Origin of the sequence: Staphylococcus sp. AntiMn-1, from assembly GCF_001663395.1 — a bacterium.
In the GTDB taxonomy this organism is placed as follows: Bacteria; Bacillota; Bacilli; order Staphylococcales; family Staphylococcaceae; genus Staphylococcus; species Staphylococcus equorum.
Map to the genome: position 1 here is coordinate 306,993 of NZ_CP012968.1, position 13,118 is coordinate 320,110.

Here is a 13,118-nt window from a genome sequence, read left to right on the forward strand (position 1 = left end):
GTCCTAAACATGAATTACCTAGATAGCTTATATTGGATACATGAAAGAACTAAATTTGGCATTAAACCAGGCGTTAAGCGTATGGAATGGATGTTAGAACGATTAAACAATCCTCAATTTAATATAAATGGTATTCATGTAGGTGGCACAAATGGAAAAGGATCCACAGTTGCATATTTAAGATCAGCGCTTGTTGATAATGGATATGAAGTGGGTACTTTCACTTCGCCATTTATTGAAACCTTTAATGAGCGTATAAGTTTAAATGGGATACCGATTAGTGATGACAATATTGTTGAATTAGTTCAAAAAGTAAAACCAGTAAGCGAAGCATTAGAAGTTGAAACAGAGCTTGGAACAGCCACTGAATTTGAAATCATTACTACGATGATGTTTTTATACTTTGGTGAATTACACCCCGTTGATTTTGTAATAGTTGAAGCGGGATTAGGGATTAAAAATGATTCAACGAACGTTTTTAAACCGATATTAACAATTCTCACAAGTATAGGACTAGACCACATTGAAATTCTAGGAGATACTTATACGGATATAGCAAAAGATAAAGGCGCAATCGTTAAACCTAATACACCAATTATCTATGCAGTGAAAAATGAAGATGCGCTTAAAGTAATTCGTGGCTGCGTTGAGCAACAGAATACTGAAGGCATAGAGTTTGATCGTGATATTAGTATCGTTTCACAAGAAGAAGAATTTACTTATCGTTATAAAGACTATGAATTAGAAACCTTACTATTAAATATGTTGGGTGAGCATCAAAAAGAAAACGCAGCTTTAGCAATAACTGCACTTATTGAACTAAACGAATCAGGTATTGTTGATTTAGATTTCAATAAGATGATAGATGGTATTGAATCAGTAAGCTGGACTGGGAGAATTGAGCAAGTTAAAGAAAAGCCTTTAATGATTGTTGATGGTGCGCATAATGTTGAAAGTGTTGAAGCTTTGATTAGTACAATGAAAGATTATTATCACGTTGATAGTCTAGATATATTATTTTCTGCAGTGAAAGGAAAACCAATTAATACGATGGTAGACCAACTTAAAACAATTGCTTCAACGTTTTATGTTACTGATTTTGATTTTCCTCGAGCATTAACTAAAGATGCTATTTTTGAAGAAATACGATTTGATCAAAAAGAACTTGTTGATGATTATGTGAAGTTTATTGAAACATATGAAGGTGATGGATTAATCATAACTGGAAGTTTATATTTCATTAGTGAAGTTAAAGCGAAAGTTAATTTTTAGATATTATTTAACAACAGTGAATCTGTGCTGATATTAATTTAATAAAGATTTTTTCAATAAGAAAGCTAGTTATTATTTTACATTATTGAGTCAGGATTAATGATTTATTCTAACTTTAATGTAAAAGTAACTAGCTTTTTTATATAGTAGTTTTATGGAAAATTTTAAAAGTTGAATATTTTCATATTTTGTATAAATTGTAATTTATACGTCGTTTAAACCAGATAATTATTAGTGCTTTTTTATCCATTTAGCAATTCCTATTTTAATTTGTAATAATATGATAGTATTTACAAAAGGGAGGGAAAGATTAACATGACAGAAAAGAAATTTCCAAAGGATGCAATGCGTGTACTGAAAGAAACAAGTCGTACGTTTTATATTCCGATTACCTTTTTAGAAAAAGAATTAAAACATTCAGTAGCATCTGCATATTTAATACTACGAGCAATTGATGAGATTGAGGATCATGAAGAAGTAGATAATGATTTAAAATATACAATTTTAATGCAAGTGAGTGAATTATTTAGAGAACCTTTCGATGAAGAAAAATATCTAGAGATACTGGGTCCTGTGAAAGATATCATGCCTGAAGTTACACTCCGTTTAAGTGAGTGGATAGACGCATGTCCTGACAGAACTTTGCCAATTGTTTTAGATTGTTCAAGCGAGATGGCATTCGGTATGGCAAAATGGGCGAAAGCAAACTGGGATGTTCATACACGTGAAGATTTAGATGAATATACATATTACGTTGCAGGACGTGTTGGTGTCATGCTGTCAGAACTATGGGAATTGTGTGCTGGTGAAAAAACAGATCGCGATTTAGCCATTGGTTATGGACGTGGACTTCAAGCTGTTAACATTTTACGAAATGAGAAAGAAGATTTAGATGAACGTGGTGTGAGTTTTGTACCGGATGGTTGGAGTCGTGCAGACCTGTTTGATTATGCAGATGAAAACTTAGCAAAAGCAAATGCATATATCGATTCAATCCATAAGAGAACGATTATATTGTTCGCACGTTTACCTTTAGCACTTGCACATAAATCTTTAAAAGCTATGAAAAATGGCCGTGAAAAAATAACACGTAAAGAAGTGGAAGAAACTGTAGAAGAAGTTAAGAAAAAATAGTATCGAAAATAATGAATTATGTTATTTTTAAAAATAACAACAATAAATAGCATATTAATTTATGAATACAGAATGGCTGATTGTGTTTTTCTGTATCCATAGTTAAATGTACATATGTTTATTATACAGAAGCGCGTAATCTTTATTTTATTTAATTGATTAATCATTTAAATTGTAGAGGTTATGCGCTTTTTATGTTTTGAAAATAGCTAATCTAGAGTATTTTGAAGCAAATAATACTAAGGTTAAACCTACTGATTTTGTAGAAAATGATTATTATAGAAAATTAGAATTTTGTTATGAAATTGCTTTTTAATATAGCATTCATGTCATATATACAGAATATTTATAGGTAATCTAAACTATTAAGAGGAGTGTAATATATGCATAATCGAAAAAAGTATAAAGTAAAACTTGATAACACAGCAATTATTCATATGGCTTCTCATAATAAAAGCTGGTTAAATATATTTAGGTTATCTATTACTTTAAAAGAAGAAATACACCCAGCCATATTACAAGAGGCTTTAAATGTAGTTACAGAAAGATTCGCTACAATTGCAGCTAGAATATCCAAAGGTATTTTTTGGTATTATCTAGAACCAGTTTATAAAGCACCCATTATAGAAAAAGATACAAAACTATTAAAGTATATGTCGAAAAAGGATTTATATAAAAGTAGTTTTCGCGTATTATATTCAGAAAAAAGTATACATGTTGAATTATTTCATTCATTGACTGATGGTAAAGGTGGCATGGTATTTTTGAAATCATTAGTTTATGAATATCTTAAACGAAAAGAAGGCCTACATTTAAAAGATAGAGAAGATATATTAGATACTAATGAGCATCCTAGTAAAGATGAAATAGCAGACAACTACAAAGATATTAAAATAAAACAAAAAAATAAAGTTACTTTTAAGAATAACCAAGTATACCAATTAAAAGGGAAAACAATAAACAAATTAAAAACAGAAAAATATATTATTGATATAGTAGATATAAAGAAAATAGCTAAAGACATGAATATAAGTTTAACTGTTTTAGTAGCTTCAATGATAATTATGGGGCTAATAAATTTGCAAAAAGAGGAAATGAAAACACAAAGTCAGAAAGATATTAAAATCTTCTTGCCTATTGATTTAAGAAATGTGTTCCATAAAAATACGTTACGTAATTTTGTCCTCTATATGAAACCTCAAATTAATCCTAAAGTTCAAGATTATACTTTGAATGAAATTATTAAAATTATTGATAATCAACTTAAGTCAGGATTATCGGAAGATAATTTACGAACAAGGATTCAGAAAAATGTGAGCATACAGAATAGTATATTCATTAAAATGTTGCCATTATTTATCAAGCAATATTTTCTTAAGCGTTCATTTTTATTTAGCGAAAAAACAACATGCTTAACTCTGTCGAATTTAGGATTAATTCGAATGCCAACGGAAATGGATAAATATATAGATAGAGTAGACTGTATACTTAACACTCGATCACGAACGCCATACAACTGCAGTATGTTAAGTTATGATAATAAGTTATATATAAATTTAGTTAGAGACATTGAACAACCGTTATTGGAATTGGAAATAAATAAGTTATTAAAACAATTAAATATTAAGTATGAAGTAGAGAGTAATGAGTACTAAAAACTAACTTTATATCAAAAGGAGACAAACTAATACAGTTATTACTTAGTTTGTCTTTTGTCGTTGAAAAAATAATATAACGATTATATAAATTAAAACATCCATCGATTTTGATAGTCTGAATATTTTCCCAGATTATTAAATTATTAAAACGGGTAGAAATAGAAAGTAACGAATATAAAATCAACTTGTTTATGCTGATTTTTAAATACATGGAAGAAGGGAAGGATTATGAATGACAATGTATGATGAGTTTCGTTTAAATGATGGATCAACTTTACCTCATATAGGATTAGGAACGGTGAATATTCAAGGCGGAAAAGGCGTTAATCAAGTAATAAATGCAATTGATATAGGCTATAGCTTAATAGATACTTCAACTAATTATAACAATGAAGGTATGGTAGGCGAAGCAATTCGTCGTTCGTCAATTCCTCGAGAACAGATTTATGTAAGTGCTAAATTACCAGGCGCTGCTCATGAATATGATAAAGCGATTAATCTAATTCAAGAGTCACTTTATCGTACTGGGTTAGATTATTTTGACAAATACTTAATACATTGGCCGAATCCGAAACAAGGTAAATTCGTTGAGGCCTGGAAAGCATTAGTCGATGCACAGAAATATGGTTTAATTAAAACAATTGGTGTTTCTAATTTTATGCCTGAACATTTAGATGAAATTATTGAAGCAACAGGAGTGACACCAGCTACCAATCAAATAGAGATACAACCGTATTTCAATAATAAAGATTTAATAGCAGAAAATGATAAAAGAGGTATTTTATCAGAAGCATGGAGTCCTTTAGGACGTGAAATTAATGATGTTCTTACGAATGATACGATTAAAGCTATTGCTGATAAATATGATCGTACGCCCGCTCAAGTGATTATTAACTGGGTTAATCAAAACCACGTATTTCCAATTGTTAAATCGAGTGATGACGTACATCAACAAGAAAATTATAATTATCTTGACTTTGAATTAGAACAAGAAGACTTAGATAAGATTGATGCTTTAGATCAAGGTGAAAGCGGTCGTGTTGAAGGTCAAAATCCGCGTGAATATGAAGAGTTTGTTTAAGCATTTAAATCAACATTATATATTAATGACATCCTGTTCTTATGAAGGGATGTCTTTTTTTACATATGACATATTTGTTTTATGGAGTACATTAATCTTCCGGTATGCGTCAAGGTAATGTATAATCAAGATGTTATATAAGGAGGATTATATATTGGGAAGTATCTTATTAATCGGGTTATTGTTACCTGTAGTGTATCTTATGCAACTTACCAAAAAGCGCCAAGCAATTAATTTGAAAAGAACAGGTATTGCCATAGTTGTTTCAGTTATAGGGGGTGTAATTACAACTATTTTATTCGTTGTATTTAATCACACCTCAACTTCGATATGGATTTATTTATTGAGTGCTATAGCGGTAGCGATCATATGGGCACTATTATTAAGTGGCTGTTATTATGTTTATCAAGTGTTAAGTAATGGTGTAGGAAAGTAAGTAAATGACAAGTTTCTATAGTATATGTTAAGTTTTGTAAGTGGTAATTTGTAATTTTTACATATTTGAAGTAAAAGTATTAAAATTTTTAAATCTAATAGTACAAAAAATGCGCTTAATGGATAATTTAATCCTTAAGCGCTAAAATTTTAATTTATGAAATTGAAATAAGTGTTAAAATTCTCCATTAACCAAAGAATACCTTGGTAACCCAAATATATACATAACACAATAATCCCAATATATATTATAAATCTTAAAATTGATAAACCTACTCTAAATAGTAGTATGACTAAGAGTGCAAGCAGGATTATAGATAAAATACTCATTCTGTATTCACTCCCTTTAAAAACATTGTACTATGAAAATATGGCATATGCATCAGTCTATAGTTAAGTTTTAAATACTTCTAGAGACTGATGATAATTCGACCGTGAAAAATTATAATTTAGAGTGACTTGATAGGAGGATGGTTCATGTGGTTTATTTTCAGTATTGTTAAAAACATTATAGCTGTCATAGCGATAGTAGCAATTGTACTTTTCGCATTAAAATATGCACCTTTTTTAAAAGACCAAGAATGGAACCCAGTACATGACGATAAGCCATCTATGAATAATGAAGCACCCCAACAAAATTTGACAGGTGGCAAACGTTATTCAGTAGAAGATAATGACATCCTTAATAATGTACCATTTAGTCAAACGAAAAATGTGTTTGATTGGATTAATAAAAAAGAGTTTATGTCAGTTTCAGGTTTAGAAAGAATGGGTTATACTGATGAATACTTGGCTGGTCAACGTGGCGATGAGTTTATTATCTATAAATTTGGCTCAGATTCACTTCGTGTTTATAAGACAGAAATCGAAATGGAACAAGATTTAAATCAATTAGGAGCGCATATTGAACTACAACCACAATCTAACTACGAGTAATGCGTTTGAATTATAGGGTGAAATGCGTTAGCCTTAAATAAGTAAAAACGTTAAAGGTTGGTGTCCAATTATGAGTGAACAGTCTAAAGATAAGAAAATGGCTGAGCAAGCTAAAGCACAAAATTTATTTGCACGTTGGCGTAAAAAAGAAACATTATATGAAGAAGATGAGAAAAAAGCTAAAAAATCAACTGACGACAACAATTCAGATGAAAAAGAAAATAACTAAAGTAAGTTTACGTCTCTTATGGTAGAGGCGTTTTTTTATGCTTTAAACCTTAAAGGCAATTGTAATTCTTATATGAGCATATATAAAAAGATTAAGTGTATAAGCCATAAATGCATGTGTTTGCCTCAAAAAGTATTTAAACTTAATTTTTAAACAAAAATAATATATTAATTACTATTCAGAAAATCAAAACTTTTTAATACACTATTGACTGTAAGTATTGTTATAATACAATGTATCGTTTAATTTATTTCATTTTAATCAAAACATGAAGTGTATTCGCTTAATCTAGTTAAACTAGTGATTCAACGTAGGATAAATTTTGTTGTGGAATATTAGGGTTCGTGCTTTATTTCGTAACACTAGTGATATAAAATGATAATAAGAATATAAAATAGTTGGTTAATAGAGGTGTTCAGGTTGTCAAAGTTTTTTAAAAACAACAAATTGATTGTTATACTGTGTGCAATCATTGTGTTTATAGCCTTAATTGGTGTATCTTTGCGTTCACAAACGCAATCACCAGTAGAACAGTATGTAGGAGATACTGTTGCTTTTGGTCAAAAAGCAGTCAGCTATCCTGTACATTTTGTAACAGGATCTATCGGTAATCTCTTTGCAAAAGAAAGTTCAGAAGAACAAAGTAGTAAGGTAAAGCAATTAGAAGCTGAAAATGAAAGACTAAAAGCAGAAAATAAAACTTACAAAAAAGAATTAGATATTGAAGATATTTCAAAATATGAACCGATTTCTGGCACAGTACTATCTAGAAATCCTGACCAATGGATGAATACATTGGTTATAAACCAAGGTTCTAAAGATGGAATAGAAAACAATATGGCTGTGATGACTTCAGAAGGATTAGTTGGCCGCATCTCTAAAGTAAATCAATTCTCGTCTCAAGTAGATTTAATCTCAACGAACACTCGTGCTAATCGATTGTCTGTAAACATCCAACATGATGGAGAAAACGTTTTTGGTTTAATAGATCATTATGATGCTAAGAATGAAGAACTTGTAATTACAGATATAAATAATAAAGATAGTATTAAAAAAGGAGATAAAGTTGTTACGAGCGGCTTAGCAGATCAACTTCCTAGCAGTATTTACATAGGTGAAGTATCTAAAGTTGAAAATGATGAGTACGGTTTATCTAAAGAAGTAAGAGTGAAGACAGCTGCAAGTTTAGCAGACTTAAACCACGTCTATGTTGCTAAAAGAGACCCTAAAACAATACCAGATAATGAAAGCGGGGATAATTAATGCGCGCATTATACTACTTTCTTATTGGTATTGTATTGTTTTATATTGATACTGCAATTGGACTTGTTATACCAATGCAAATAGGAGATAAAGATATTATTTTCGTGCCACATTTAACGATCATGTACATTTTGATGCTAAGTGTGTATAGAAGTTTTGGTGTAGCGATGGTTTTATCAGTAGTATTAGGCCTAATTACAGATTTATATTTCGGCAGTTTTTATGGTCTATATCTATTTGGCTATATTTTATTTGTAGTCATCATGGACTTTTTCTTCAAAACATTTTATAGAGATCATACAATGCTGTTTATCATTATTGTACTTAGTACAGTCTTCTTAGAAATTTATGTAGCAATTATGTATAGTATTTTAGGGCTTATTAATTTTGTGTTTATAGATTTTATTATATTTAGATTAATACCTACATTTATATTAAATTTAATTTTACTTACAATTTTATTCCCAATTATTATGAAATTCCTAAGAAAAGTGCAATTGAAGATTGACAGTAAGAAATCCTAATGCTAAAATGCAGTAGTTGAGTAGTTCATAGCTACATACAACCGCTCAGATTCAGGTTCAAGTACATTTATGTCACCTGCATTTGGCGTGACTTAAAATTATAGGAGGTGCAAAGTATGTTTGCTATTATCGAAACAGGTGGAAAACAATTAAAAGTTGAAGAAGGACAAGAAATCTTCGTTGAAAAATTAAATTTAAACGAAGGTGATACATTCACTTTTGACAAAGTATTATTTGTAGGTGGAGACTCAGTTAAAGTTGGTGCGCCAACAGTTGAGGGTGCTACTGTTACTGCTACTGCTAATAAAGAAGGACGCGGTAAAAAAATCACTGTATTCACTTACAGACGTCGTAAAGACTCAAAACGTAAAAAAGGTCATCGTCAACCTTACACTAAATTAACTATCGACAAAATCAACGCTTAATCATGATTACTGTTGATGTTACATTGAACGAAGCTGGTCAAGTAACTGATGTTATTATGGATGGTCATGCAGAACATGGCGAATACGGGCATGATATAGTTTGTGCTGGTGCATCCGCAGTTATTTTCGGAAGCGTTAATGCTATCATGGGATTAACAAGCGAAAAGCCAGACATTGATTACAATGATGACGGTGGACATTTCCACGTAAGAAGTGTCGATGCTACAAATGAAAAAGCGCAATTAATTCTTCAGGCAATGTTAGTATCATTGCAAACAATTGAAGAAGAATATAAAGAAAATATCAGACTAAATTATAAGTGAGGTGCAACCCAATGTTAAAATTAAACTTACAATTCTTCGCATCTAAAAAAGGGGTAAGTTCTACAAGAAACGGACGTGACTCTGAGTCAAAACGTTTAGGTGCTAAACGTGCTGATGGTCAATACGTTACAGGTGGATCAATTTTATTCCGCCAACGTGGTACTAAAATCTATCCTGGTGAAAATGTTGGTCGTGGTGGCGACGATACATTATTCGCTAAAATCGACGGCGTTGTTAAATTTGAACGTAAAGGTCGCGACAAAAAACAAGTTTCTGTTTACGCAGCAGCTGAGTAGTTTTTGTCACCATTAACACCAGAAGTTATGACTTCTGGTGTTAATTTTTTTGTCTTTATTTTCTAGTAGGCAAGATAATGATATAATATAAAAGATATGGAAATTAAGTTTTTAGAAAAAGAGGTGAAATCATGTTTGTCGATCAAGTTAAAATATCACTCAAAGCAGGTGATGGCGGTAATGGTATAACAGCCTATCGTAGAGAGAAATATATTCCATTTGGTGGCCCAGCTGGTGGCGACGGTGGTAATGGTGCGTCAATTATATTTGAAGTTGATGAAGGGTTAAGAACTTTATTAGACTTTAGATATCAAACACATTTCAAGGCTAATAGAGGTGGCGCTGGTCAAACAAGTAATATGCATGGTAAAAATGCAGATCACTTAGTTTTAAAAGTACCGCCAGGCACAATTGTGAAAAATGTTGAAACAGAGGAAGTTGTTGCAGATTTAGTTGAAGATGGTCAACGTGCAACTGTAGCTAAGGGTGGTCGTGGAGGCCGAGGTAACTCTCGTTTCGCTTCTCCAAGAAACCCTGCACCTGATTTTAGTGAAAATGGAGAACCAGGTGAAGAAATAGAGGTTACGCTAGAGTTAAAATTGCTAGCCGATGTAGGATTAGTAGGTTTTCCGAGTGTGGGTAAATCTACCTTACTCTCAATAGTATCTAAAGCCAAACCGAAAATTGGTGCATATCATTTCACTACAATTAAACCTAACTTAGGTGTTGTTTCCACAAAAGATCAAAGAAGTTTTGTAATGGCAGATTTACCTGGTCTTATTGAAGGTGCGTCTGAAGGTGTAGGATTAGGTCATCAATTTTTAAAACACGTTGAGAGAACAAAAGTTATTGTTCATATGATTGATATGAGTGGCTCTGAAGGTCGCGATCCATTTGAAGATTATAAAGTAATTAATGAAGAATTAAGTGCTTATGAACATCGTCTAGAAGAGAGACCTCAAATCGTTGTAGCAAATAAGATGGATATGCCAAATGCTGAAGATAACTTAGAAATTTTTAAAGAAGAATTGAATGATGATAGTATTCATATTATTCCTTTATCTACAGTAATGCATGATCATATAGACGAACTCTTATATGCAATTGCAGATAAATTAGAAGAAGTGAAAGACATTGACTTTAGTAAAGAAGAAGAGGAAGATTTGGGTGTTAACAGAGTGTTGTATAAACATACGCCAAGTCAAGATAACTTCACAATTACTAGAGATGATGATGCTGCATACGTTGTAAGTGGTAAAGCAATTGAAAGAATGTTCAAGATGACTGACTTCAATAGTGACCCGGCAGTACGTAGATTCGCGCGTCAAATGCGCTCTATGGGCATTGATGAGGCGTTGAGAGCACGCGGTTGTGAAAATGGTGATATTGTAAGGATACTTGGCGGAGAATTTGAATTTGTTGAATAGGAGTGCTTAATTTGGACAAAAAAGACTATAAAAAGTTTTATTTAATTAGAGAAGATGTTTTACCAGAATCAGTTGTAAAAACTTTAAAAATTAAAGATGTATTAAAAAATAATCCGTCATTGTCCATATTTGAAGCAGTCAAACAGTTTGATTTATCTAGAAGTGCATTTTATAAATATCGAGATACTATATTTCCGATTGATGAAAAAATGGAATCAACGAGAGAGTTTACATTAATATTGTATGTCAATGATATCGTAGGCATGTTGGCACAAGTATTAAATACATTATCTAGTTTACACTTATCTGTATTAACCATTCACCAAAGTATTCCAATGGATGGAAGAGCAACAATCACACTTTCATTAGATGCGAAGGGTACGGATTTGGAAATTGATGATGTAATGGAAGCTTTAAAAATTATTGATCATATTTCTAAAGTTGAATTAATTAGTATGACTATATAAGGAAGTGTAAACTTGTACGCATATATTAAAGGCACATTAACAGAATTGAATCCTACACACGTGGTGGTTGAAGCATCAGGTGTAGGATATGAGATTCAAACACCTAATTCTTATCGTTTTCAAAAACAAATGGATCAAGAAGTTGTGATTCACACTTCACTTATCGTAAGAGAAGATGCACAGTTGCTCTATGGCTTTATAAATCAAGAAGAAAAAGATATGTTTTTAAGCTTGATAAAAGTAACTGGCATAGGTCCGAAATCTGCACTAGCTATTTTAGCAAGTAGTTCTCCGAATGACGTCAAAATTGCCATCGAGAATGAAAATGATGCTTATTTAACACAATTCCCTGGAATAGGTAAAAAAACTGCACGCCAAATTGTCTTGGATCTTAAAGGTAAGGTTCAGATTAACGAAGTAGATAGCAGTCAGCTATTAAACATGGGGATTGATAGTAATGGCGCAACTGCAATTGTTAAAGAAGCAATGCTAGCATTAGAAGCATTAGGTTATTCTAAACGTGAATTGACTAAAGTCGAAAAAACATTAACTAAAGAATCATTTGAATCTGTCGATGATGCAGTTAAAAGAGGATTACAATTACTTATATCATAAATATTACTATATTTAAAAAGGGGGGAATGTAATGGATGATAGAATGGTAGACCAATCAGTACATGAAGAGGAATCTTCATTTGAACTTTCTTTACGACCAACAAGGTTACGTCAATATATTGGACAATCAGCGATTAAATCGAATTTAGAAGTGTTTATTAAAGCTGCTAAAATGAGACAAGAGCCGTTAGATCATGTCCTATTATTTGGCCCCCTGGATTAGGTAAAACGACTTTGTCTAACATCATTGCGAATGAAATGGAAGTAAATATTAGAACGATTTCTGGGCCATCTGTAGAACGGCCAGGTGATTTAGCGGCGATTCTTTCTAGTTTACAACCAGGAGACGTTTTATTTATTGATGAAATTCACAGGTTAAGTAGTGTTGTTGAAGAAGTATTATATCCCGCAATGGAAGATTTCTTTTTGGACATCGTTATTGGTAAAGGAGAAGAAGCGAGAAGTATTCGTATAGACTTGCCTCCATTTACTTTAATAGGTGCTACTACAAGAGCGGGTAGTTTAACAGCTCCTTTACGTGATAGATTCGGTGTTCATCTCAGATTAGAGTATTACGAAGAACCTGAATTAGAAGAAATCATTATGCGTACTGCTGAAGTATTGGGAACGTCTATCGATAAAGAAAGTGCAACGGAATTAGCTAAACGTAGTCGAGGTACGCCAAGGGTTGCCAATCGTTTGTTAAAACGTGTACGTGATTTTCAACAAGTGAAGGAAGATGAATCAATTAGCATAGATACTACAAAGCAATCTCTGCAGTTATTACAAGTAGATGATGAAGGGCTAGATTACATTGATCATAAAATGATGAATTGTATATTGCAGCAGTATAAAGGCGGACCTGTTGGTTTGGATACGATAGCTGTTTCTATTGGTGAGGAACGCATTACAATTGAAGATGTATATGAACCCTTTTTAATTCAAAAAGGATTTATTGAGCGTACGCCAAGAGGACGGAAAGCGACACCTTATGCATTTGAACATTTTAGCAAGAATGGAAAGAGGGAATAAG

16 protein-coding genes, 1 pseudogene and 1 other annotated feature are annotated in these 13,118 nt (G+C 31.9%); of the genes and pseudogenes, 16 read left to right on the forward strand and 1 reads right to left on the reverse strand.

Annotated features, from left to right (window positions below; genetic code table 11):
* Nucleotides 1-9 precede the first annotated feature (9 nt).
* The 5 genes from AOB58_RS01575 (at nt 10) to AOB58_RS01595 (ending at nt 5,581) form a co-directional block, all read left to right on the forward strand.
* Complete coding sequence (locus AOB58_RS01575) at nt 10-1,272, forward strand: bifunctional folylpolyglutamate synthase/dihydrofolate synthase (protein ID WP_021339103.1); 1,263 nt, start codon at nt 10-12, stop codon at nt 1,270-1,272.
* A 315-nt stretch (nt 1,273-1,587) separates the two neighbouring features.
* Nucleotides 1,588-2,406: a squalene/phytoene synthase family protein gene (locus AOB58_RS01580; RefSeq protein WP_064782854.1), complete on the forward strand. Its 819-nt coding sequence runs from the start codon at nt 1,588-1,590 to the stop codon at nt 2,404-2,406.
* A 383-nt stretch (nt 2,407-2,789) separates the two neighbouring features.
* The gene (locus AOB58_RS01585; RefSeq protein WP_064782855.1) at nt 2,790-4,061 is read left to right on the forward strand and encodes a hypothetical protein; all 1,272 of its coding nucleotides are present in this window, start codon (nt 2,790-2,792) and stop codon (nt 4,059-4,061) included.
* A gap of 235 nt (nt 4,062-4,296) precedes the next feature.
* Nucleotides 4,297-5,145, forward strand: a complete 849-nt coding sequence (locus AOB58_RS01590; protein ID WP_021339109.1) for an aldo/keto reductase — start codon at nt 4,297-4,299, stop codon at nt 5,143-5,145.
* A 154-nt stretch (nt 5,146-5,299) separates the two neighbouring features.
* Nucleotides 5,300-5,581, forward strand: coding sequence for a hypothetical protein (locus AOB58_RS01595; RefSeq protein ID WP_064782856.1), 282 nt, complete (start codon nt 5,300-5,302; stop codon nt 5,579-5,581).
* A 149-nt stretch (nt 5,582-5,730) separates the two neighbouring features.
* Here the strand turns inward: AOB58_RS01595 and AOB58_RS13260 are convergent, their stop codons facing one another.
* Nucleotides 5,731-5,910, reverse strand: a complete 180-nt coding sequence (locus AOB58_RS13260; RefSeq protein ID WP_071561853.1) for a hypothetical protein — start codon at nt 5,908-5,910, stop codon at nt 5,731-5,733.
* Between the two features lie 147 nt (nt 5,911-6,057).
* Here AOB58_RS13260 and AOB58_RS01600 point away from each other — a divergent pair, with 147 nt between their 5' ends.
* The 11 genes and pseudogenes from AOB58_RS01600 (at nt 6,058) to ruvB (ending at nt 13,117) form a co-directional block, all read left to right on the forward strand.
* A complete protein-coding gene (locus tag AOB58_RS01600; protein WP_064782857.1) occupies nt 6,058-6,516 on the forward strand; it encodes a DUF4930 family protein in 459 nt (152 codons plus the stop codon).
* 70 nt (nt 6,517-6,586) lie between these two features.
* Nucleotides 6,587-6,745, forward strand: coding sequence for a hypothetical protein (locus AOB58_RS13610; RefSeq protein ID WP_021339112.1), 159 nt, complete (start codon nt 6,587-6,589; stop codon nt 6,743-6,745).
* Nucleotides 6,746-7,165: 420 nt separating this feature from the next.
* Nucleotides 7,166-8,008: a rod shape-determining protein MreC gene (gene mreC / locus AOB58_RS01605; protein WP_064782858.1), complete on the forward strand. Its 843-nt coding sequence runs from the start codon at nt 7,166-7,168 to the stop codon at nt 8,006-8,008.
* The gene (mreD, locus tag AOB58_RS01610; protein ID WP_002507406.1) at nt 8,008-8,532 is read left to right on the forward strand and encodes a rod shape-determining protein MreD; all 525 of its coding nucleotides are present in this window, start codon (nt 8,008-8,010) and stop codon (nt 8,530-8,532) included. The genes mreC and mreD overlap by 1 nt, the downstream gene beginning before the upstream one ends.
* A 29-nt stretch (nt 8,533-8,561) precedes the next feature.
* Nucleotides 8,562-8,635 (forward strand) — a sequence feature (ribosomal protein L21 leader region).
* 13 nt (nt 8,636-8,648) lie between these two features.
* Nucleotides 8,649-8,957, forward strand: coding sequence for a 50S ribosomal protein L21 (gene rplU, locus AOB58_RS01615; protein ID WP_002507407.1), 309 nt, complete (start codon nt 8,649-8,651; stop codon nt 8,955-8,957).
* Between the two features lie 2 nt (nt 8,958-8,959).
* Nucleotides 8,960-9,280, forward strand: a complete 321-nt coding sequence (locus tag AOB58_RS01620) for a ribosomal-processing cysteine protease Prp (RefSeq protein WP_002507408.1) — start codon at nt 8,960-8,962, stop codon at nt 9,278-9,280.
* 11 nt (nt 9,281-9,291) lie between these two features.
* Nucleotides 9,292-9,576 carry a 50S ribosomal protein L27 gene (gene rpmA / locus AOB58_RS01625; RefSeq protein WP_002507409.1) on the forward strand — a complete coding sequence of 95 codons (285 nt, stop codon included), beginning with the start codon at nt 9,292-9,294 and terminating at the stop codon, nt 9,574-9,576.
* Nucleotides 9,577-9,707: 131 nt separating this feature from the next.
* The gene (gene obgE / locus AOB58_RS01630) at nt 9,708-11,003 is read left to right on the forward strand and encodes a GTPase ObgE (RefSeq protein ID WP_021339114.1); all 1,296 of its coding nucleotides are present in this window, start codon (nt 9,708-9,710) and stop codon (nt 11,001-11,003) included.
* Nucleotides 11,004-11,014: 11 nt separating this feature from the next.
* Nucleotides 11,015-11,470: an ACT domain-containing protein gene (locus AOB58_RS01635; protein ID WP_064782859.1), complete on the forward strand. Its 456-nt coding sequence runs from the start codon at nt 11,015-11,017 to the stop codon at nt 11,468-11,470.
* 12 nt (nt 11,471-11,482) lie between these two features.
* Nucleotides 11,483-12,085, forward strand: a complete 603-nt coding sequence (gene ruvA, locus AOB58_RS01640) for a Holliday junction branch migration protein RuvA (RefSeq protein ID WP_064782860.1) — start codon at nt 11,483-11,485, stop codon at nt 12,083-12,085.
* A gap of 31 nt (nt 12,086-12,116) precedes the next feature.
* Nucleotides 12,117-13,117: pseudogene (gene ruvB, locus AOB58_RS01645) on the forward strand (Holliday junction branch migration DNA helicase RuvB).
* Nucleotide 13,118 lies beyond the last annotated feature (1 nt).